14 protein-coding genes are annotated in these 19,702 nt (G+C 72.4%); 7 read left to right on the top strand and 7 right to left on the bottom strand.

What is annotated here, in order from left to right; all coding sequences use genetic code 11:
- Nucleotides 1-396 precede the first annotated feature (396 nt).
- Complete coding sequence (locus tag M8J74_RS15880; protein WP_249837019.1) at nucleotides 397-1,443, bottom strand: MerR family transcriptional regulator; 1,047 nt, start codon at nucleotides 1,441-1,443, stop codon at nucleotides 397-399.
- Between the two features lie 132 nt (nucleotides 1,444-1,575).
- Between M8J74_RS15880 and M8J74_RS15885 the strand changes: the two genes are divergently transcribed.
- Together M8J74_RS15885 and M8J74_RS15890 are read left to right on the top strand one after the other, a co-directional pair.
- Nucleotides 1,576-2,217 (top strand): sigma-70 family RNA polymerase sigma factor, encoded by a 642-nt coding sequence (locus M8J74_RS15885; protein ID WP_249837020.1) that lies wholly within the window; start codon nucleotides 1,576-1,578, stop codon nucleotides 2,215-2,217.
- An 87-nt stretch (nucleotides 2,218-2,304) separates the two neighbouring features.
- Nucleotides 2,305-2,733 (top strand): hypothetical protein, encoded by a 429-nt coding sequence (locus M8J74_RS15890; protein ID WP_249837021.1) that lies wholly within the window; start codon nucleotides 2,305-2,307, stop codon nucleotides 2,731-2,733.
- Nucleotides 2,734-2,820: 87 nt separating this feature from the next.
- On the opposite strand, the gene M8J74_RS15895 is transcribed toward M8J74_RS15890, so the two are convergent.
- From M8J74_RS15895 to M8J74_RS15905, 3 genes are all read right to left on the bottom strand, one after another.
- The gene (locus M8J74_RS15895) at nucleotides 2,821-3,588 is read right to left on the bottom strand and encodes an ArsR/SmtB family transcription factor (protein ID WP_058927244.1); all 768 of its coding nucleotides are present in this window, start codon (nucleotides 3,586-3,588) and stop codon (nucleotides 2,821-2,823) included.
- A 44-nt stretch (nucleotides 3,589-3,632) separates the two neighbouring features.
- On the bottom strand, nucleotides 3,633-4,151 hold the full coding sequence (locus M8J74_RS15900; protein WP_249837022.1) for a GNAT family N-acetyltransferase: 519 nt from the start codon (nucleotides 4,149-4,151) through the stop codon (nucleotides 3,633-3,635).
- 104 nt (nucleotides 4,152-4,255) lie between these two features.
- Nucleotides 4,256-5,710, bottom strand: a complete 1,455-nt coding sequence (locus M8J74_RS15905) for an APC family permease (RefSeq protein WP_249837023.1) — start codon at nucleotides 5,708-5,710, stop codon at nucleotides 4,256-4,258.
- Between the two features lie 140 nt (nucleotides 5,711-5,850).
- On the opposite strand from M8J74_RS15905, the gene M8J74_RS15910 reads away from it, so the two are divergent.
- Entirely contained in the window at nucleotides 5,851-7,035 is a 1,185-nt protein-coding gene (locus M8J74_RS15910) for an ROK family transcriptional regulator (protein WP_249837099.1), read from the top strand.
- A 101-nt stretch (nucleotides 7,036-7,136) separates the two neighbouring features.
- Nucleotides 7,137-9,842: a glycoside hydrolase family 2 protein gene (locus M8J74_RS15915; protein ID WP_249837024.1), complete on the top strand. Its 2,706-nt coding sequence runs from the start codon at nucleotides 7,137-7,139 to the stop codon at nucleotides 9,840-9,842.
- Between the two features lie 39 nt (nucleotides 9,843-9,881).
- On the opposite strand, the gene M8J74_RS15920 is transcribed toward M8J74_RS15915, so the two are convergent.
- Nucleotides 9,882-11,327 (bottom strand): M6 family metallopeptidase, encoded by a 1,446-nt coding sequence (locus tag M8J74_RS15920; RefSeq protein ID WP_249837025.1) that lies wholly within the window; start codon nucleotides 11,325-11,327, stop codon nucleotides 9,882-9,884.
- Nucleotides 11,328-11,603: 276 nt separating this feature from the next.
- Between M8J74_RS15920 and M8J74_RS15925 the strand changes: the two genes are divergently transcribed.
- Entirely contained in the window at nucleotides 11,604-11,867 is a 264-nt protein-coding gene (locus M8J74_RS15925; protein WP_058928599.1) for a GlsB/YeaQ/YmgE family stress response membrane protein, read from the top strand.
- 247 nt (nucleotides 11,868-12,114) lie between these two features.
- Here the strand turns inward: M8J74_RS15925 and M8J74_RS15930 are convergent, their stop codons facing one another.
- Nucleotides 12,115-13,044, bottom strand: a complete 930-nt coding sequence (locus tag M8J74_RS15930; RefSeq protein ID WP_249837026.1) for an NAD-dependent epimerase/dehydratase family protein — start codon at nucleotides 13,042-13,044, stop codon at nucleotides 12,115-12,117.
- Nucleotides 13,045-13,130: 86 nt separating this feature from the next.
- Nucleotides 13,131-13,907, bottom strand: a complete 777-nt coding sequence (locus M8J74_RS15935; protein WP_249837027.1) for a GNAT family N-acetyltransferase — start codon at nucleotides 13,905-13,907, stop codon at nucleotides 13,131-13,133.
- 887 nt (nucleotides 13,908-14,794) lie between these two features.
- Between M8J74_RS15935 and M8J74_RS15940 the strand changes: the two genes are divergently transcribed.
- Both M8J74_RS15940 and M8J74_RS15945 read left to right on the top strand, forming a co-directional pair.
- Nucleotides 14,795-15,280, top strand: a complete 486-nt coding sequence (locus tag M8J74_RS15940) for a nucleoside deaminase (RefSeq protein ID WP_249837028.1) — start codon at nucleotides 14,795-14,797, stop codon at nucleotides 15,278-15,280.
- 132 nt (nucleotides 15,281-15,412) lie between these two features.
- Nucleotides 15,413-19,699: an aminotransferase class I/II-fold pyridoxal phosphate-dependent enzyme gene (locus tag M8J74_RS15945; RefSeq protein ID WP_249837100.1), complete on the top strand. Its 4,287-nt coding sequence runs from the start codon at nucleotides 15,413-15,415 to the stop codon at nucleotides 19,697-19,699.
- Nucleotides 19,700-19,702 lie beyond the last annotated feature (3 nt).

A 19,702-nucleotide genomic window follows, 5' to 3' on the forward strand; every position in this document is an offset into this window, starting at 1 on the left:
CCCGCGACCGCCACCGGCCACCGACCCGCGGCCACCCCCGGACCGGGTGCCTGAGCCGATTCCCCCGACACCCCCATCCACCCGACAGCCCTCCCATGACCGCCACCGGCCACCGCCCCGCGGCCACCCCAGGGCCGGCTGCCTGAGCCGATTCCCCCGACCCCCCCATCCACCCGACAGCCTTCCCATGACCGCCACCGGCCACCGCCCCGCGGCCACCCCAGGGCCGGCTGCCTGAGCCGATTCCCCCGACGCCCCCCATGCGCCGCACGGCCCTCCCGTGACCGCGGCCGGCCGCACGGCAGCACCCGACCCCGCGCCCCTGGCTGCCGCCGTCGCTCGTCGGCAGTCGGTGTGCCGCCGGCACGCGGTGGTGGTCGGCGTGGGGGCGGGTCGTCAGGGGCGTTCGCCGGCCGTCTCGCCGTGGTGGGCGCCGGAGAGGAGGTCCAGGGCCTGGTTCAGGGTCTGCGGCCTGGGCAGGCCCCGCGCCGAGGGGCCGGACCAGCCGGGTCCGGCCAGGACGACCAGTGGCCCGCGCCGCGCGCCCTTGACCCCCCACTGGGTGTCGGCGACGTGCCGGGCCAGCGGCAGGCTGGCGGTGGAGCGCGCCTGCGCCCACAGCACCACGGCCGACGGCCCCAGCCGCTGCACCGCCGCGGTGAGCGCCTCCACCGGTACGGCGGCGCCGAACATCCGTGTCGGAAGGTGGAGCGCGCCCAGGGCGGCGTTGAGCGCCTCGATCGCCAGGGTGTGCTGTTCACCGGGGACACAGGCCAGCAGGACGGGCCCGGTGGCCGAGACATCGCCCTGCCGTTCGGGGGCCGGGGTGTGCCTGCGCAGGGTGGTGGAGACGTGCCAGGACAGCATGTGCTCGACCTCGACGTAGCGGTCGCCGGAGGAGGCCCACTTGCGTCCCACGGCGTGCAGGGTCGGCGCCATCACCTCCTGCCAGGCGACGGCGATGCCGTACTGCTCGACGGCGGCGGCCAGTTGCGCCTCGACGGCCGGGGCGTCCAGGCGTACGGCGGCGCGGGCCAGCCCCCGGCACTCCTGGCGGACATCGCCGAGGGGCAGGGTGCCGGCCGCTTTCGAGCGGCTCGGCGGCGAGGGCTGGACGTACGTCTCGGCCGTTCCGGGCAGGGCCTCGGCCGTCTCCTTCGCGGCCCGGGCCGCCTCCGCGGGCGGTACCCCCGACGAGGTCAGCCGGCACATCGCCTCCAGCACCGCGACGTCCTGCCGGGTCCAGCGGCGGTGCCGTCCGTCGGCGCGGGCCGCCGGGCCGATGCCGTAGCGGCGGTCCCAGGAGCGCAGCGTGGTGGGCGAGACCCCGAGCCGCCGGGCCAGGGCCCCGGTCGTCAGGGGCACACCCGCCTCGGTGGCGGGCTGCGCCTCGCCCCGGTCCTCGCCGTGCGTGGCATCCCCGTAGGCGGCCGCTTCGCTCATGCGACGAGCCTATACGACGCAGAAACGATGCGAGTTGATGACCTTGTCCACGGGCTCTCAGCATGAACGGACCGGCGGCCGCCCGGGCGGCCGCGCCCGATCCGCCCGCTCGTCCGACGCGAGGAGCCGCACATGTGCCCGCAGCGCAGCACCGTCGCACCGGCCCCCGCGGCAGCCCGCCCCGGCCCCGGCCCCTACCCACCGTCACAGGCCCCGGCGGCGGATTCGCCGACCGAGGACGAACTCGCCCGTGGACTGGCCGAGGGCGACGAGTACTGCCTGGAGGCGGCCTACCGTCGCTGGTCGTCGCTGGTGCACTCGCTGGCCTGGCGATCTCTGGGCGACGCGAAGGAGGCGGAGGACGTCACCCAGCAGGTGTTCCTCGGGGTGTGGCGCGGACGCCGGGCCTTCCGGCCGGAGCGCGGCACCGTCGGGGGCTGGATCGTCGGTATCACCCGGCGCAAGATCGCCGACGCGCTCTCGGCTCGCACCCGCCGACTGGCGACCGTGGCCTCCGTCGGTTCGTCGTCGTCCCTGTCCTCGTCCGACCCCTCGGCCGCGCAGCCCGACGCCGCCCTCGACCGTGTGCTCGTGCTGGACGAGCTGGCCAGGCTGCCCGCTCCTCAGCAGCGGGTGCTACGGCTGGCCTTCTACGAGGACCTCACCCAGACGCAGATCGCCGAGCGCACAGGCTGGCCGCTGGGCACCGTGAAGAGCCATGCGCGCCGCGGCCTGCACCAGTTGCGGCGGCGCCTGCAGGAGGAGGACCTCTGAAAGGCTCACGAGTGACCACTCGCACCTCCTTTCGACGCAGAAACGCTGCGCCGCTGTGAACCCACCCGTACGAGAAAGGGGCGGCGCATGCCCGGCCCGTACCGCGTCGGCCACGTACCACCGGACCTCCTCGTGGCCATCGCCCTCGACGGGAGCCGGCTGTCCCGCTCCGCGGACGTCGTGGCGGCCGAGGGGCACGTGGCGGAGTGCCTGCAGTGCGCCGACGCGCTTGCGGGGCTGCTGCGGGCCGTCGCGGCGGGCCGGAGCACCCGGCCGGGCGGCGGCGCGGCCCGGCGGCCTCCCGCCCTGGTGCGGCGGGCGATCGCCGAGCGGACGCACGTGCCGGCCGGGCCCGGCGGGAGAGCGTCGGCGGCGCTGCCGGGGCCCGTGGGGGTGCTGCTGGCCCTGGTCGGGGCCGTGGTCCTGGCGCGCCGGTGGCACGGGAATCTGCGGCGCCGCTCCGCATCCGCCGGGCGCCCTGCCACGGAAGTAGGAGTGAACCCTGGGACCGGCTGACGGTCCGGCGGGTCGGGGAGCTCCCCTCCTCCCCGACGGCCTCCGGGGAGGGTCGGCGCCCCCCGGAGGCCCCTCCCGCGGTCGTGCTCAGCGGCCGGGGACCAGCCACGGCTCCTGCGGCAGCGGACTGCCGGTCTCCAGCAGGGACTTGAGGTTGGACAGCACCGCGGGCCAGCCGAGCGACACGTCGGACAGCGCGCCCTCGTCCCACAGGTCCTCGTGCGTGACGGTGAGGCGGACGATGTCCTCGTGCGGGGTGATGTCGAAGGTGACCCGGGCGTAGGTGTCCTCCTGACCCTCCTTCTGCGGATCCACCCAGGTGGCGACCAGACGCGTGGGGGGCTCGCTCTCCACGACGGTGCCGACGACGTCGGCGATGCCGGAGCCGTCCGTGCGGACGTGCTCCCAGCGTGAACCCCGACGCCAGTCCGAGACGTTGCTGTGGCCCCAGTAGGAGGCGGTCAGGTCGGCGTCGGTGAGCGCCTCCCAGACCTTCTCGGGCGTGCTGCGGATGTAGGTGACGTACACGAACGTGGGCTTGTCGGTCATGGCTTCCTCGGCTTGTCGTTTCACGGCGCCGAGCGCGCTCAGGCGCGGGCGCTCGAACTTGTCGATCCACCGTTCCTGGATCTCGTGCAGTGGGACCGGGTTGAGGTAGTGCAGCTTCTCCCGCCCCCGCCGCACCGTGCTGACGAGGTTCGCGGCCTCGAGGACTGCCAGGTGCTGGGTCACCGACTGGCGTGTCATGTCGATGCGCCCGCACAGCTCGCCCAGTGTCTGGCCGTTGTGCTCGTGCAGCCGGTCCAGCAGCCGCCTTCGCGTGTCGTCGGCCAGCGCCTTGAAGACCTTGTCCATCCCGGAGTCGCTCTCTTCTCGCACACCCAACGTTATGCAGGTAATTACCTGCATGTCAATGATCCGGTCTCGCCGACGGTGAAGGAGATCCACGCGTCGGGCGGCAGTCCGGGCCGGTCCGGCACCGGCCGCGCCTCCTCCGACCAGGCGTGACCGGCGAGTTCGCGGGCGGCGCGGCGCCAGAAGCGCACCGCCGCCTCGTTGTCGTACTGGAAGGCGACCTCCCAGGGCCCCGGGTGCCTGGCCACCACCTGCCGCACGGCCCGCAGACCGATGCCCGCCCGTCGCGCGCCGCGCACCACGAAGAAGCTGTTCAGCACACGCACCGGGGCGTCCAGCGCCCGGACGAAGGCGAAGCCGACGGGGTGGTCGTCGCGGTGGAAGAGGTACGGCGCCCAGCCGTCCTCGGCGAAGGCCGCCTCGACCCGGTCGCCGCGGAAGGTGCCGTCCGGGTTCGGCAGCACGCCGCGCAGGCCCGACAGGTCATGACGGAACATCAGCCACAGTCGCTCGACGACCGGCCGGTCCGCGGCGGTCGCGAGGCGGACGGACACAACGGGCATGAGGCACTCCTGAGGTCGGCCGAAAGGGTCCGGACATGCGAAAAGCCTCCCCGGCGGAGCATGTCCGGCCGGGGAGGCCTGTGAGATGCGGAAATCTTAGTGGCTCAGGCTCCCGCGGGTGCCACGTCGGGGTCCTCGGCCTTCAGGTACTCCTCGGTGATCTCCTTCGGTCCGAACGGCCACACCTTCTCGAAGCGGGCCCACAGCACATAGGCGACACCGCCCAGGGCCAGCCAGGCCAGGGACCACTCGATGGGGTGGCGGCCCGGCGAGTTCTTGTCCGCGTAGCCGTAGATCACGCACCAGCCGACGAAGGCGACGATGCTCGGCAGGGGGTAGAGCCACATGCGATAGGGGCGGCGCAGCGTGGGTTGCCGTTTGCGCAGCACCGTCAGGGCGACGATCTGGGCGAGCGCCTGAACGAGCACCATCACCGTCGTCAGCAGCTGGATCAGGGTCGCGAGGTCGGTGTGCCGGCCGATGAGGAAGCCGACGGCGGTGATCACTCCCATGGTGGCCAGGCCCAGCATCGGGAAGCGGTGCCGGGGGTGGAGCTTGGCGTAGGGGCGGAAGAAGACGCGTTCGCGGGCCGCGTCGTAGGGCACGCGCGAGCCGCCGAGCAGACCGGTGAACACGGAGGCGAACGCCGTGATCAGGATGAGCACGGTGACCGTGTCGGCCGCCCCCTTGCCCCAGGTCTTCTCCAGCACCGCCGAGGCCACGGAGGTGGAGGCGATGTCGTTCGGGTCGGTCATGCGGTGCCAGTCGATGACGCCCAGGGTGCCGATCTGCAGCAGCAGGTAGATCGCCATGATGCCGAGGATGGAGAAGATGATCGAGCGGGGCAGCGTACGGCCGGGGTCCTTGATCTCGGCCCCCATGTAGGCCGTGGTGTTGTAGCCGAGGTAGTCGTAGATGCCGATGGTCAGACCGGCGGCGAAGCCGATCCAGAAGTGGTTGCTGCCCAGGTCGAAGGCGTCCGCCGGGTAGGTGAAGGCCAGGTGCGGGCTGAAGTCGGTGGCGGCGGCCAGGATCACCAGGAAGACCGAGGCGATCATGACCGTCCACATCACGGCGGTGATCCGGGCGATGTTCTCGATGCCGCGCCACAGCAGCAGCACGACGAGCGCGACGATCCCGAGGCCGATCAGGTCCCCCTGGGTCTTCGTCAGATCGGGGGCCAGGTAGCCGAGGTACTGCACGAAGCCGACCACGCCCGTGGACATGATCAGCGGAATGAAGAGCATCGCCGTCCAGACGAAGAGGAACGGCATCAGCCGGCCGGTGCGGTACTGGAAGGCCTGGCGCAGATAGACGTAGCTGCCGCCGGAACCGGGCATGGCCGCGCCGAGCTCGGCCCAGACCAGTCCGTCGGCCAGCGCCAGGATCGCGCCCGCGATGAATCCGATCACCGCCTGGGGGCCGCCGAAGGCGGCGACCATGAGTGGGATCGTGACGAACGGGCCGATGCCGCACATCTGGCTCATGTTGATCGCTGTGGCCTGGAACCGGCCGACGCGACGGACGAAGCCACCGTTGGGTGGCGGGCTACCGGACATGAGGGCTCCTGGGGGTGGGTGCGGGGCGAAAGGGCGGGTTACGGCGTGCGGGCCGGTATCCGGTGGCTGACTGGCCGATAAAGTTAAGGAGCCTTACTTGATGCGTCAAGAGGGGAGCCCGTATGCGCCAGAATGGTGCGATGGCCGCCGGTGACGTCGTGGAGCAGCAGGAACAGCCCTGGAACCGGCAGCGGTTGCGCAGCACCAACGAGCGGTTGCTCCTGGACCGGCTGCGCGCGTCCGGCGCCGCGTCCCGGGCGCAGCTCGCCCGCGACACCGGTCTGTCCAAGCCGACCGTCTCCAGCGCGCTCGCCTCGCTGGAGTCGGCGGGGCTGGTGCGCGAGGCGGGCACCCACGCGCCCGAGCGCGGCCGTACGGCGGTCCTGTACGCGCCGGACCCCGCCGCCGGCCACGCCCTCGGCATCGACATCGGCCGCAGCTGGCTGCGGGTGGCCGTGGCCGACCTGGACGGCACCGTGGTCGCCCGCTCCGACGTGCGCAACCGGGCGCGCAGTTCGGGCGCGCTCGCCGACCTGGTGGTGACGACGGCCCGCCAGGTGGTCGCCGGGTCGGGCGTGGCACCGGAGGAAGTGGTGCACGCGGTGGTGGGCACGCCCGGCGTCTACGACGAGAAGCAGCGCCGGGTGCGCTACGCCATGCACCTGCCGGGCTGGGGGCGCGCCGGTCTCTTCGACCGGATGCGGGCGGAGCTGGGCGTCCCGCTGGAGGTGCACAACGACGCCAATCTGGCCGCCCTGGGCGAGTACACGTACGGGGTGGGCGCGGGCAGCCGGCTGTTCGCCTACATCCTGATCGGCACCGGGCTCGGCATGGGCGTGGTGAGCGAGGGGCGGCTGTTCACCGGGGCGCACGGGCTGGCCGGGGAGATCGGGTTCCTGCCGTGGCCGGGGCAGCAGAAGCCGGCCCGGCTGGAGGACGCGGTGTCGGGGGTGGCCGTCGTGGAGGCGGCACGGCGGTTCGGCATGAGCGGGCAGCTCACGGCCAAGGCCGTGTTCGACGCGGCCCGGCAGGGCAACGACGCGGCGGTCCGGGCGGTCCGCCTGGAGGGCGAGCGCATCGCGTACACGGTGGCGGCCGCCGCGGCGGTGCTCGATCCGGACCTCGTCGTCCTGGGCGGCGGTGTCGGCCACAGCGTGGACCTGCTGCTGCAGCCGGTGCGCGACAACCTCCGTGCGCTGACCCCGTTGCGGCCCAGGATCGCGCCCAGCCGGCTGGGCGAGGACGCGGTGCTGCTGGGCGCGGTGGCGACCGCTCTCGACACCGCTCGGGACGTGGTGTTCGAGCGCCGGTCGGCCGCCTCCTGACCAACTCGCGCACGGGCGGGGGTGATTGACAGGCTCACCGTCGGGTCCTAGCCTGCCTCGCGTTAGTAAAGTTTCCTAACTTTACGAAAGCTGGAGCCTCCGTGAACAGACAGCGTCTCGCCACGGCGACCGCGATCCTGGGACTGCTGGGTTCCCTCACCACCAGCGCCTGGGCCGGCGGACCGGACCCGGGCCGGCAGGACCCGCCCGCCCCGGTCACCAGGATCCCCGCAGCGCCGGGCGCCGCGACCGCACTGTCCGGCTATGCCATCCGGTCGACGGCCGAGGTCTCCGACCCGGCGTCCGCCGTCTCCTCCCCCGGCTACCCGGCGACCGGCTGGCACCGGGCCGGACCGCGCTCCACCGTCCTGGCGGCCCTGCTCGCCGACGGCGTGTACGCCGACCCCTTCTACTCGACCGACCAGCAAAAGATCCCCAAGGCCGACTTCCGGGTTCCCTGGTGGTACCGCTCCGACTTCACCGTCGCCGACACCTCCGCGCGCACCTACCTCGACTTCAGCGGGGTGATCTCGGCGGCGGACGTGTACGTCGACGGCAAGCGGGTCGCCACCGCGAAGGACGTCACCGGCGCCTACACCCACCACGAGCTGGACGTCACCTCCCTGGTCCGCAGGGGCACGAACACGGTGGCCTTCCGCATCCGGCCCAACGACCCGGTCAAGAACCTCACCATGGGCTGGATCGACTGGCTCCAGCCGCCCCCCGACGAGAACATGGGCATCGTGCGTGACGTCGTGGTCCGCCGCGGCGGCCCGGTCGCCCTGCGCGACGCCCACGTGGTGACGAAGCTGGACGTCCCCTCGCTCGCCTCGGCGGACCTGACGGTCAAGGCGCGGGCCCGCAACGACTCCGGCGCACCGGTGACGGCCACGGTCTCCGGCAGCATCGGTCCGACGACGTTCAGCCGGCCCGTCTCCCTCGCCGCCCACGAGACCAGGACCGTGACCTTCACCCCCTCCGACGTGCCCGGCCTGCACCTGACGTCCCCGAAGGTGTGGTGGCCCGCCGGCATGGGCGGTCAGCCCGTGTACGACCTGCACCTCACGGCGTCCGTCTCCGGCGCCCCCTCCGACACCGCGCACGAGACCTTCGGCATCCGCGACGTCAAGGCACCCCTGAACTCCGACGGCGCCCGTCAGTACCGGGTGAACGGACGCGCACTGCTGATCAAGGGCGGCGGCTGGTCACCGGACGAGTTCCTGCGCTGGGACCGAAAGTACGTCGAGGACCGCCTGAGGTACGCCCTCGACCTGGGCCTCAACACCATCCGCCTGGAAGGCCACCTCGAACCGGACGAGTTCTTCGACCTCGCCGACCGCTACGGCATCCTCACGCTGCCGGGCTGGGAGTGCTGCGACAAGTGGGAGGGCCAGGTCAACGGCGACGAGCCCGGCGACAAGTGGACGGCCGCCGACTACCCCGTCGCCAAGGCGTCGATGGCCGCCGAGGCCGCCCGGCTGCGCGACCACCCAAGCGTCGTCTCCTTCCTGATCGGCAGTGACTTCGCCCCCGACGCGACGATCGAGAAGACCTACCTGGACGCGCTGAAGGCAGCCGACTGGAACACCCCCGTCGTGGCCGCCGCCTCCGACAACGCCTCGCCCCGACTGGGCAGTTCGGGCATGAAGATGACCGGCCCCTACGACTGGATCCCACCCGGCTACTGGTACGCCAAGCGCGAGGGCGGCGCCACCGGCTTCAACTCCGAGACCAGCGCGGGCCCCGACATCCCCACCCTCGACACGCTGCGCCGCATGATGACCCCGGCCGAACTGGACACCCTCTGGAAGGACCCGAGCGCCAGGCAGTACCACCGCTCACCGTCGTCCACCTTCGGCACCCTCAAGCTCTACGACGACGCCCTCGCCGGCCGCTACGGCGCCCCCACCGGCCTGACCGACTACGTCAAGAAGGCCCAGCTCGCCCAGTACGAGAACGTCCGCGCCCAGTTCGAGGCGTACGGGCGCAACGCCACCGACGCCGCCAAGCCCTCGACCGGCGTCGTGTACTGGATGTTCAACAGCGGATGGACCTCGCTGCACTGGCAGCTGACGGACCGTTACCTCGACCAGGGCGGCGCCTACTTCGGGGCCAGGAAGGCGAACGAGCCGCTGCACGTCCAGTACTCCTACGACGACCGTTCGGTGGTGGTCGTCGACAACCGGCACACGGCAGCATCCGGCCTCACCGTCCGGGCGGCCCTGTTCAACCCCGACGGCTCACAGAAGTACGGCAAGACGGTCACCGGCGCGACGGTGAAGGGCGACGGCGCGCACGCCAGGGCACTCACCCTGCCCTCGTCGGTGAGCGGACTGGCGACGACGTACCTGCTGCGGCTGACCCTGACCGACAGCTCCGGCAAGGAGGTCAGCCGGAACGTCTACTGGCTGTCCACCAGGCCCGACACGCTCGACTGGGCCCACACCGACTGGTACTACACGCCGACGACGAGCTACGCCGATCTCAGGGGCCTGGCCTCCATGGCGCGGGTCCCGGTGTCGGCCACGGCGTCGACGGTGACCTCGCACGGCACGTCCACGACGACGGTCACCCTGCGCAACACGGGCAACGGCACAACCCCGTCGCTGCTGACGGACGTCCACCTGGTGGACGCCGAGGGACGGCCGGTGCTGCCCGTGCGGTGGTCGGACAACGAGGTGAGTCTGTGGCCGGGCGAGTCGGTGACGCTCACCGCCCGCTGCCGCACGGCCGATCTGCACGGCTCGGCGCCGCGTCTGCGAATCTCCGGCTGGAACACGCCGGAGCACACGGTCCCGGCCGCCTGAACCTGAGGGGCCCGGCCCGGCGGCCGGGCCCCGCGGGTCTCAACTGACGTTCAGGGCCGTGTCGTCGATGACGAAGGAGGTCTGCAGGGTGGAGCCCTCGGTGCCGGTGAACTTCAGCGTGACGGTCTGGCCGGCGTAGCTCGCGAGATTGAAGCTGCGCTGGGTGTAGCCGCTCGCGGCGTTGAGGTTCGAGTACGTCGCCAGGGTGCCCAGCACGGTCCCGGAGCTGTTGAGGACCTGGACCTTGAGGGTGTCGTAGGCCGTGCTGGTACTGGTCTCCGCCGTGTCGACATGGAGATAGAAGCTCAGGGCGGCGGTGGTGCAGCCGGACGGGATGGTCACCGACTGCGACAGCGTGTCGGTGGTGGCGCTGCCGTAACCGTCCAGCCAGGCGTAGTACGAGCCCGAACGCGCGGACTCACCCGTCGAGTTGGTGATCACCCCGCTGGAGGCGCTCCAGGTGGTGCTGCCCGACTCGAAGCCGTTGTTGCCGAGCAGCTGGGCGGCGGTGCAGGTGCCCGAGCCCCCGCCGCCTCCGCTGCTGCTGCCCGCGCCGGCCAGCCACGCGGTGGCGTTCAGGGCCAGGGCGGCATTGGTGGCGCCGGAGTCGTTCCAGCCGTCGTAGAGGGTGTTGCCCGACTGGCCGGTGCCGTCGTCGATGGGTGAGCTGTCGCCCCAGAAGGCGACGCGGCCGCTGCCGAAGGCGGACGTCAGGAAGAACGCGCCGGTGTTGCCGGAGTAACCGGTGCGGTAGAGCAGGCCCTTGACCGCGGAGTTGTCGGCGGGCTTGAGGGTGGCGGTGGTGCCGCTGGCGATGAGGCTCTTGGAGACGTTGCCGAAGGAGCCGTGCAGCACCGGGTCGGTGCTGTCGCTGATGGCGGACGGGTAGTCGGAGCTGATGCTCAGCGAGTCGATGGAGAAGCCGAACGGGTCGGTCGAGTCGACGCTGTTGTTGGTCATCAGGTCGTTGAGGATCTCGACCGCGTCGTAGCCGTCGTTGTTGCGGTCGGCTCCGGTGTGGTCGGAGATCATGAACAGCCCGCCGCCGTTCTTGACGAACGTCATGATCGCCGTCTTCTCGGCGCTGGTGAACAGGGTGTTGGGCTCCGGCAGGACCAGGGTGTCGAAGTTCGACAGGTCGGTGGACGACGAGCCGCCGTACGTGAGCGCGCTGGTGGCCGTCTTGAGGCTGTAGCTGCCGGTCTTCTGCAGCGCCACACCCCAGGACGACAACGCGCCCGTCCAGTCCGTCTCGGCGGACGGGGTCGAGTCCTGGCCGAGCGGATCGGGCTTGCTGGTCGAGATGATCCAGTCGGCGTTGCCCGCCTCCTCGGCGTGACCGTCGTCGAAGAGCACGCGATGGGTGGTGGCCGCGTGGGCGGGGGTGGCGCCCGCCGTGGCCTGGAGAGCGGCGCCCGTGCCGAGCAGACCGAAGACCGCGAGGGCCGTGGCGAGTCTGTGGCGGGTTCGGGAACGAGTGAGCATCCGGCGTACCTCCGAGTGGGGTTGGGGACGAGTGGTGCGGGATGCGGGGCCGGACCTACGCGCGTAGAAAAACGGCATCTGCGCGCGTAGAGACTCGGTCGCACGGGACCCGTGCGATTGATTGAACGGTACATGGCAGAACAGGGGCTGAACAGGCGTCACCGGCCCGGCCCCCGGGAGATGACCCGACGTTGACCCGTGCTTGAAACGGAACGGACTGTCCCCCTCTCCAGGGGGCATGTGACTGGTGCGGGGGTCTTCGAAAGAGGGGTGGAGATGGAGATCTCAGGCATCATCAGTGCCATCGTGATCGGCATCGTCATCGGCGTGCTCGGACGGCTCGTCGTGCCGGGCCGCCAGCGCATCGGGATCCTGCTGACGATCCTCGTCGGCATCGTGGCCGCGCTGATCGGATCGGCGTTGGCGAGTGCGTTCGGCGTGGCCGACACCAAGGGCATCGACTGGATCGAGTGGCTCATCCAGATCGGCCTCGCCGCGCTGGGCGTCGCCGCACTGGACCGCACGAGGGCGCGCCGCTGAGGGATGCGTCAGGCCCGGCAGGGGTCATCAGCCCTGGCGGGGTGCGGTGGTCAGGCCCGCCGACGCGGCTCCCCTCAGCAGTCGGCGGGCCCGTCGCCTCGACCGTGCGCCCTGAGCGGGAGAGTCGGACGCGGCGGGAGGCTGTCCCCCGGGTGGTGTACCCATGGACGAGACTGCCAGCCGCGCCGATCGGTGACGCGGGGCCGTTCGGCCCCGGACTGCGGTCCGAACAGCCCCAGTTGGCGATTCAACGGTGCGCCGCGGACGCCGCCGACGCCGCGAGGCCGTCACGGCAGGAGGCGTACTCGGGCGTCCAGCCCAGCTCCCGCTCCGCCTTCGCCGAGGACACGCGCATGCAGGTCGACATCATCGTGTGCGCATAGGTCAGGGGCCGGGTCAGCCACAGCGGTACCGTCAGCGGCTTCGGCAGGCCGAACTCCTCGGCCACGAACAGGAGATGGGCGCGGAAGCCGAGCGGGGTGCGGTCGGTGACGTTGTACGCCTGGCCGGCCCGGCCGCGTTCGACGGCGGCGGTCACCGCGCGCGCCGCGTCGGCGAGGTGGATCCACGGCAGGACCCGGCCGTGGTCATCGGGGGCGGGCAGTTGCCGCTTGCGCAGCAGCGCCACGACGGCGTCCGTGCCGCCGGGACCGTAGAACAGGCCGAAGCGCAGCGCGATGCCCGCCAGTCCGGCCGCTTCGAAGGTGAGTTGCTCCTTGATCCGCATTCCCTCGATGTGCCGCTCCAGCTCCGGGGTGGTGCCGCGCGGACCGAACGGGTCGTCCTCGGTGAGGACGTGGTCGCCGAAGTCCCCGTAGCCGTAGCCGAAGACCATCGACTCGCTGACGAAGCGCCGGGCTCCGGTGGCCTGCGCCGCCTCGATGAGGTGGGCGGTGCCGGCGACGCGCAGCGCGTCGGTGGCGTACATGTCGCGATGGCGCATCGGCGCCTTGCGCAGCGCGGTGGCGGCGTGGACGACGGTGTCGAAGTGCCGGCCGTCGACGGCGCGCAGCAGCCCGTCCCGGTCCATGAGGTCGGCGCGCAGCTGGTGGGCCGGTCCCCGGCCGAGCCCGGTGACCTTGTGCCCGGCCTCGGTCAGGGCACGGGTGAGGTGCCCTCCGAGGACGCCGCCGGCGCCCGCGAGGAGGATGCTCTGGTTCGTGTGGTTCGTCGTCATACCGATGCGACGGACCCGGCCGCCGCGGATGTGACATCCCGCGGAAGCGAACCTCGCCCCGGTTGCCGGGGGCGGCCGGACCTGGCCTAGGGAACGTAGGTGTACGGAGTCGTCGTGGTCAGCGGCGCGAAGCCGAGGCGCTCCAGGATGGGCCTGCTCTGGCTGGAGGCGTCGACCTGGAGGTAGCGGTAGCCGCGCTCGACGGCCGCGCGGGCACGGTGGGCGACCAGCGCGCGGTAGACGCCGCGCCCGCGCCAGCCCTCGACGGTGCCGCCTCCCCACAGCCCGGCGAACCGGGTGCCGGGCAGGAGTTCCATACGGGCCGCGCTGACCGGTTCCTCGCCGGCGAGGGCAACCACCGCGAGGATCGTGTCCGGTTCCGCCGCCAGCCGGGCCAGCAGTTGCTCACGCAGGCGGGAGCCGTCGGTGCCGAACGCCTTCTCGTGCACGTCGGCCACGAGGTGCACGCCCGCCGCGTCGGTGACCGGCAGCAGGCGGACGCCCTCGGGCGGCTCGGCGTCGAGGTCCAGACCGGCGGCCTCGGCGATCATCAGCGTCTCCTCGGGCTCGGCCGAGAACCCGGCGGCCCTCAGCCGCTCCCCCAGGTCCACCGGCCGGTCGTGGCCGTACAGCTTCCACTCGAACTCCCGGCCCAGGCCGGAGAAGTAGTCGATCTGCTCGGAGATCGCGGCCTGCGCGGTCGTCCCGTCCAGGTCGGACCAGACGACGCCGTTCCAGCCGCGCGCGGTCGACACCTGGCGCACCACGCCGCCCACCCGCTCGACGCGCGTGCCGGGGCCGTCCGGCTGGGCGCCCTCGCGCATGTCACGGTCGAAGAGAGCGAGCACCGCTGCATGATCCATGGAATCACTCCAGCACCCGCCGCCGAACGCGGCAACAGCTTTACGGGGCGGGGCGGCGAGCGTCGGGGGCGCGGGCTGGGCGGCGTCGCGAGCGGCGTTGTGGACCGGTCGGCGTCACGGGCTAAGCAGCACCACAGGGCAAGCGGCATCGCACGCCCCTCGGCGTCACGGGCCGAGCGGCATCACGGGCTGGGCAGCGTCACGCGCCCAGGGTCACAGGCCGGGCAGCGCCACAGGCCGAGTGGCATCACACGTCCGTCGGCATCACGGGCCGAGAGGCATCACGGGCCGGGCGGCATCACGGGCCGGTCGGCGTCACAGGCCGAGCAGCGCCACAGGCCGGGCAGCGCCACAGGGCGAGCAGCATCACGGGCCGGCCGGCGTCACGGGACAAGAGGCATCACGGGCCGAGCGGCATCACGGGCTGGGCAGCGTCACGCGCCCAGGGTCACAGGCCGGGCAGCGCCACAGGGCGAGCAGCATCACGGGCCGGCCGGCGTCACGGGACAAGAGGCATCACGGGCCGAGCGGCATCACGGGCTGGGCAGCGTCACGCGCCCAGGGTCACAGGCCGGGCAGCGCCATAGGGCGAGCGGCATTACGGGCCGGTCGGTGTCACGGGCCGAGTGGCATGACTGGTCGGCCAGCATCACGGGCCGTGCAGCGTCACAGGCCGTACTCGGGCCCGATGCCGGGCCCTGGGCCCGGCCGCCGCACCGAACCTCGCGACCGTCTCCGCCGCCGAACCCCGCGGTCCTCGGCACGCCGGGCCTCACCACGGCCGCCCTCGCCACCGCCGCCTTACCCCGCGGCGCGGTTTCCCGCCCCGCGCGGGCGATCATAGGCTCGGGTCTTCGAGGGTCGGGACGTGAGGAGGGCCGTACGGCATGGTCGTGAAGGACATCGAGCTGCCCCATCTGCGCCGGTGCGTCGAGCTGGCCGCCGAGGCGCTGCGGGTCGGTGACGAGCCGTTCGGGTCGGTGCTCGTGGGCGGGGACGGCACCGTACTCGGCGAGGACCGCAACCGGGTGGCCTCCGGCGACGGCACCCGGCACCCGGAGTTCGAGCTCGCGCGCTGGGCGGCCGCCCGGCTGACGCCCGAGGAGCGGGCGGCGGCGACGGTGTACACCTCCGGCGAGCACTGCCCGATGTGCGCGGCCGCCCACGCCTGGGTGGGCCTCGGCCGGATCGTGTACGTGGCGTCCTCACGGCAACTGTCCGAGTGGCTGCGGGAGTTGGGGGTTCCTCCAGCACCCGTGCGGACACTGTCGGTGAACGAGGTGGCGCCGAACGTGGTCGTGGAGGGCCCGGTACCGGAGCTGGTGCCGCAGGTGCGCGCACTGCACCGCAGGTTTCACCGCGGGGACGCCTGAGACGGGCGGGACTGCGTTCAAGATGCAGCGGTGCGCGCCCCGTGCCTAGGCTCGACGGATAGCAGACCAGGTGGACGACCCGGTCCCCTCCGATGGGGGAGGCGCTTGCCCTTGCTGCCCGCACACCGGCTGATGGTCGCTCATGCAGCCGTGGTCGCGGCGGCCACGACCCTGTACGTGACGGTGCCCGCGGCACGCACTCCGGCGTGGGCGGTCATCGGTGTCGCGGGCGTGGCCGCGGTACTGACCGGTGTTCGTGTCCACCGGCCCGCCCATCGCTGGCCGTGGTGGCTGCTGGCCGCCGGCCTGCTGACGTTCATCGCGGGCGACACGTACTACAACGTCGTCGAGCAGTACTTCCACGCCTCCAACCCCTTCCCCTCCCCCGCGGACGCCTGCTACCTGGCCACCTACCCGCTCTTCGCGGCCGGGCTGTACGGACTGGTGCGCTACCGCTGGTCGGGGCACGACCTGCCCAGCCTGCTCGACGCGCTGATCCTCACCGCGGGGCTCGCGCTGCCGGTGTGGCTCTACCTGGGGCAACCGCTCACCGAGGTGGACGGCCGCAGCTGGCAGCAGCAGTCCATCAGCGTCGCCTACCCCCTCGGGGACATCCTGGTGCTGGCACTGCTGGCCCGGCTGCTCACCCCCAGCCCGGTGCAGGCACGCAACCGCTCTGTGCAACTACTGGGGGTCGGCACGCTGACGCTGCTCGGCTTCGACATCGTGTACGGCATCCTGCAGCTCAACGACACCTGGCAGGTCGGCACGGCCCTCGACCTCGGGTGGATCGTCTTCTACACCGCCTGGGGCCAGGCCGCGCTGCACCCGTCCATGGTGGAGCTGACGACGGCGGCACCCCGGCACCGGTCGGTGCCGGCCCCCGGTCGCCGCCTGGTCATGCTGGCCTCGGCGACCTTGATCGCCCCAGCGATCCTGTTCTACGAGGGGCTGACCGGGTCGGCCGGGGACGCCGCGGTGATCGCCGCCTTCTCCGCTCTGCTGTTCCTGCTCGTGATCTTCCGGCTCGGCGGGATGATCGCGGCCCACCGCGGCACCGTGGCGCGGGAGCTGACGCTGCGCAACGCCGCCGTCTCACTCGTCTCCGCGGCCCGCCAGGAGGAGGTCGCCCGGGCCTGCGCCACGGCCGTCGGCCATCTGCTGGGCACCATGGCGGACCACCGGACCCTGCTGCTCCCGGCCGAGCGGGCCGCCGCCCTGGCGCCCCACCACGGGCACCTCGTCGCCGCCCGGGACCTCGGCGTCGACGCCGAGCTGGAGCCGTCCGCCACCGTCCTGGTCTGCCTGATGATCCCGCCGGACCGCCCCTACGGCGACGTCCCCGGCGTCCTGCTGGTCGACGGACCGGCCGGGCAACTGACCGAGACCCGCGGCTCGCTGGAGATCCTCGCCTCGCACGCGGGCCTGGCCCTGGAACGCATCGTGCTGCGCCAGGAGATCGTGCGCCGGGAGAACGAGGCGTACTTCCGCACGCTGGTGCGCAACACCTCGGACGTGATCCTCATCGTCGAGGACGACGACACCATCCGGTACGCCAGCCCGTCCGCCGCGACCGTCTTCGGCACCGCCGACCTGGTCGGCGTCCCGCTGCCCGAGCTGGTCGACCCGCGGGAGCGGCAGCGCGCCGCCCGGGAGCTGGCGGCCGTGCGGACGGCGGGACCGCGGGCCACCCACGACCACTGGTGGGTCAGGCACCGGGCGGGCCGGGTCGAGGTGGAGGTGCGGTGCAACGACTTCCGGGACGAGCGGACCGTGGGCGGCCTGGTGGTCACCCTGCGCGACGTGACGGAGCAACGCCGGCTGGAGCACGAGCTGACCCAGCGGGCCTTCCACGACTCGCTCACCGGCCTGCCCAACCGCACGCTGCTGCTGGAGCGGATCGAGCGGGCCCTGCTGCGCGGGCGGCGCGAGTCGTCCCTGACCTGTCTGCTCTTCGTCGACCTCGACGACTTCAAGCAGGTCAACGACACGCTCGGGCACTCGGCCGGCGACCGTCTGCTGGTGGCCGTCGGCGACCGGCTGTCCAAGACGCTGCGGCGCAGCGACACCGCCGCCCGGCTCGGCGGCGACGAGTTCGCCGTCCTGATGGAGGACGCCCGCGAACCGCTGGACGCCGAGCTGCTGGCCGCTCAGGTGATCCAGACGCTGACCCGGCCGTTCCCCCTCGAAGAGGAGTCGGTCACCGTCTCCGCCAGCATCGGGGTGGCCACGGCCCGTGACAGCATCGACGCGGAGGAACTGCTCGGCCACGCCGACCTCGCGCTGTACGCGGCCAAGGCGGCCGGGAAGCGGCAGTGGCGGCGCTTCCGTCCCCTGCTGCACACCCGCATGGTCGAGCGGCACGACCTGCAGAACCGGCTCGCGCGGGCGGTCGCCGGCAAGGAGTTCACCCTGCGCTACCAGCCGGTGGTGGACATCAAGGCGGGCGAGGTCGTCGGCTTCGAGGCGCTGGTGCGCTGGCCGCAGGCCCCGCCCCGGCCCATGCCGCCGGAGCAGTTCATCTCGCTGGCCGAGGAGACCGGGCACATCGGGACGCTGGGCTCGTGGGTGCTGGAGAACGCCGTCAACGACATCTCCGCCCTGCAACGGCTGCCGGGCCCCGCCGCGGCGCCGTACGTCAGTGTCAACGTCTCCGCCCGGCAGTTCCGTGACGCCGGGTTCGTCGACCAGGTCGGCGAGGCCCTGCGCACGCCCGGACTCGCCCCGGGGTCGCTGCAGCTGGAGCTCACCGAGACCGTGCTGCTGCGGCGCGACACCCAGATCCAGGGCATGCTGCGGGCGCTGAAGGAACTGGGCGTGCAGATCGCGGTCGACGACTTCGGCACCGGCTTCTCCTCGCTGCGCTACCTGCGGGACTTCCCCATCGACGTACTGAAGATCGACAAGACGTTCATCGACGACATCACCCGCGACGCCCAGCAGGTCGCGCTGGTCGAGGGCATCGTGCGGATCGCCGACACCCTGGGGCTGCAGGTGATCGCCGAGGGCATCGAGGAGCCGGCGCAGCGCGATCTGCTGGCGGGGATGGGGTGCCGGTTCGGTCAGGGCTATCTGTTCGCCCGCCCGATGACGGTCGAGCAGAGCGAGCGGGTGCTGCGTCGCAGCGGCAGCGGCCGGTTCGTCGAGGCCGACTCGGATGCGAAGCCGGCGCCCGCCGCCGACGCCCGCTCCGCGCACCGGCGACAGGCTGCCCGCACCGCGGGCCTGGAGCGCCTGCGGCGGACCAGCCCGATGAGCGACGCGGTCCTGGACGAGGTGCGGGGCCGGCACATCCGCAGCGGCGACGACTGGCTGATCGACTTCGCCTCCTGCAACTACCTCGGCCTCGACTGGGACCCGGAGGTCATCGACGCCGTGGACCCCGCGTTGCGGCGCTGGGGCACCCACCCCAGCTGGTCCCGTCTGCTGGGCAGCCCCCGGCTGTACCCCGACATCGAGGAACGGCTGGCCGCCCTGCTCGGCGCCCCGGACACGCTGCTGCTGCCGACGCTGACCCTGATCCACACCTCGGTGATCCCAGTACTCGCCGACGGCGGCCATGTCTTCGTCGAGGCGACGGCACACCGGACGATCTACGACGGCTGCGTCGTCGCCCGCGGCGAGGGCGCCACCCTGCACCGTTTCCACGCCGAGCGCCCCGAGGAGCTGGCGGGGCTGCTGGCCTCGGTGCCCACGGGGCTGCCCCGGCTGGTGTGCATGGACGGCGTCGACAGCATGAGCGGCAACATCCCCGACCTGCCCGCGCTGGCCGCGGTGTGCCGCGCGGCGGGGGCGACCCTGTACATCGACGACGCGCACGGGTTCGGGGTGATCGGGGAGCGCGGGCCGCGGGAGCCGTGCCCGTACGGAATGCGCGGCAACGGGGTGGTGCGGCACACCGGGGAGTCGTACGAGGGGATCGTGCTCACCGGCGGCTTCTCCAAGGCGTACTCGTCGCTGCTCGCCTTCCTCGCGCTGCCGACCGGGATGAAGAACCGGCTGAAGACGGCGGCGGCCCCCTATCTGTACTCGGGGCCCTCCCCCACGGCGTCCCTGGCGACGGTGCTGGCCGGCCTGGACGTCAACGACAGGCGCGGGGACGCGCTGCGCGCGGATCTGTACCGCAGGACGGTCCGGGTGCTGGACCACCTGGACGTGCTGGGCGTGGAGACCCTCAACCGGGACCGGCTGCCGATCATCGAGATCCCGCTGGTGGACGCGGACGACCTGGACGCGGTCGCGGCGTTCCTGTGGGAGGAGGGCATCTACGTGACGCTGGCCGCGCATCCCCTCGTCCCGCGCGACCGGGTCGGGTTCCGCGTCCAGGTCACGGCGCTGAACTCGGACGACGACATCGAGCGGCTCAACGGGACGCTGACCCGGCTGGCCGCCCGTTTCCCGCTGCGGCCGAAGGGCTGAGGG

This window comes from Streptomyces panaciradicis (assembly GCF_023516615.1).
Lineage (GTDB): Bacteria > Actinomycetota > Actinomycetes > Streptomycetales > Streptomycetaceae > Streptomyces > Streptomyces panaciradicis.

Bases quoted from the DNA above. Each gene is read 5' to 3' on its own strand.
- M8J74_RS15880 (WP_249837019.1), bottom strand. From the start codon at position 1,443: ATGAGCGAAGCGGCCGCCTACGGGGATGCCACGCACGGCGAGGACCGG.
- M8J74_RS15885 (WP_249837020.1), top strand. From the start codon at position 1,576: ATGTGCCCGCAGCGCAGCACCGTCGCACCGGCCCCCGCGGCAGCCCGC.
- M8J74_RS15890 (WP_249837021.1), top strand. From the start codon at position 2,305: ATGCCCGGCCCGTACCGCGTCGGCCACGTACCACCGGACCTCCTCGTG.
- M8J74_RS15895 (WP_058927244.1), bottom strand. From the start codon at position 3,588: ATGGACAAGGTCTTCAAGGCGCTGGCCGACGACACGCGAAGGCGGCTG.
- M8J74_RS15900 (WP_249837022.1), bottom strand. From the start codon at position 4,151: ATGCCCGTTGTGTCCGTCCGCCTCGCGACCGCCGCGGACCGGCCGGTC.
- M8J74_RS15905 (WP_249837023.1), bottom strand. From the start codon at position 5,710: ATGTCCGGTAGCCCGCCACCCAACGGTGGCTTCGTCCGTCGCGTCGGC.
- M8J74_RS15910 (WP_249837099.1), top strand. From the start codon at position 5,851: ATGGCCGCCGGTGACGTCGTGGAGCAGCAGGAACAGCCCTGGAACCGG.
- M8J74_RS15920 (WP_249837025.1), bottom strand. From the start codon at position 11,327: ATGCTCACTCGTTCCCGAACCCGCCACAGACTCGCCACGGCCCTCGCG.
- M8J74_RS15925 (WP_058928599.1), top strand. From the start codon at position 11,604: ATGGAGATCTCAGGCATCATCAGTGCCATCGTGATCGGCATCGTCATC.
- M8J74_RS15930 (WP_249837026.1), bottom strand. From the start codon at position 13,044: ATGACGACGAACCACACGAACCAGAGCATCCTCCTCGCGGGCGCCGGC.
- M8J74_RS15935 (WP_249837027.1), bottom strand. From the start codon at position 13,907: ATGGATCATGCAGCGGTGCTCGCTCTCTTCGACCGTGACATGCGCGAG.
- M8J74_RS15940 (WP_249837028.1), top strand. From the start codon at position 14,795: ATGGTCGTGAAGGACATCGAGCTGCCCCATCTGCGCCGGTGCGTCGAG.
- M8J74_RS15945 (WP_249837100.1), top strand. From the start codon at position 15,413: ATGGTCGCTCATGCAGCCGTGGTCGCGGCGGCCACGACCCTGTACGTG.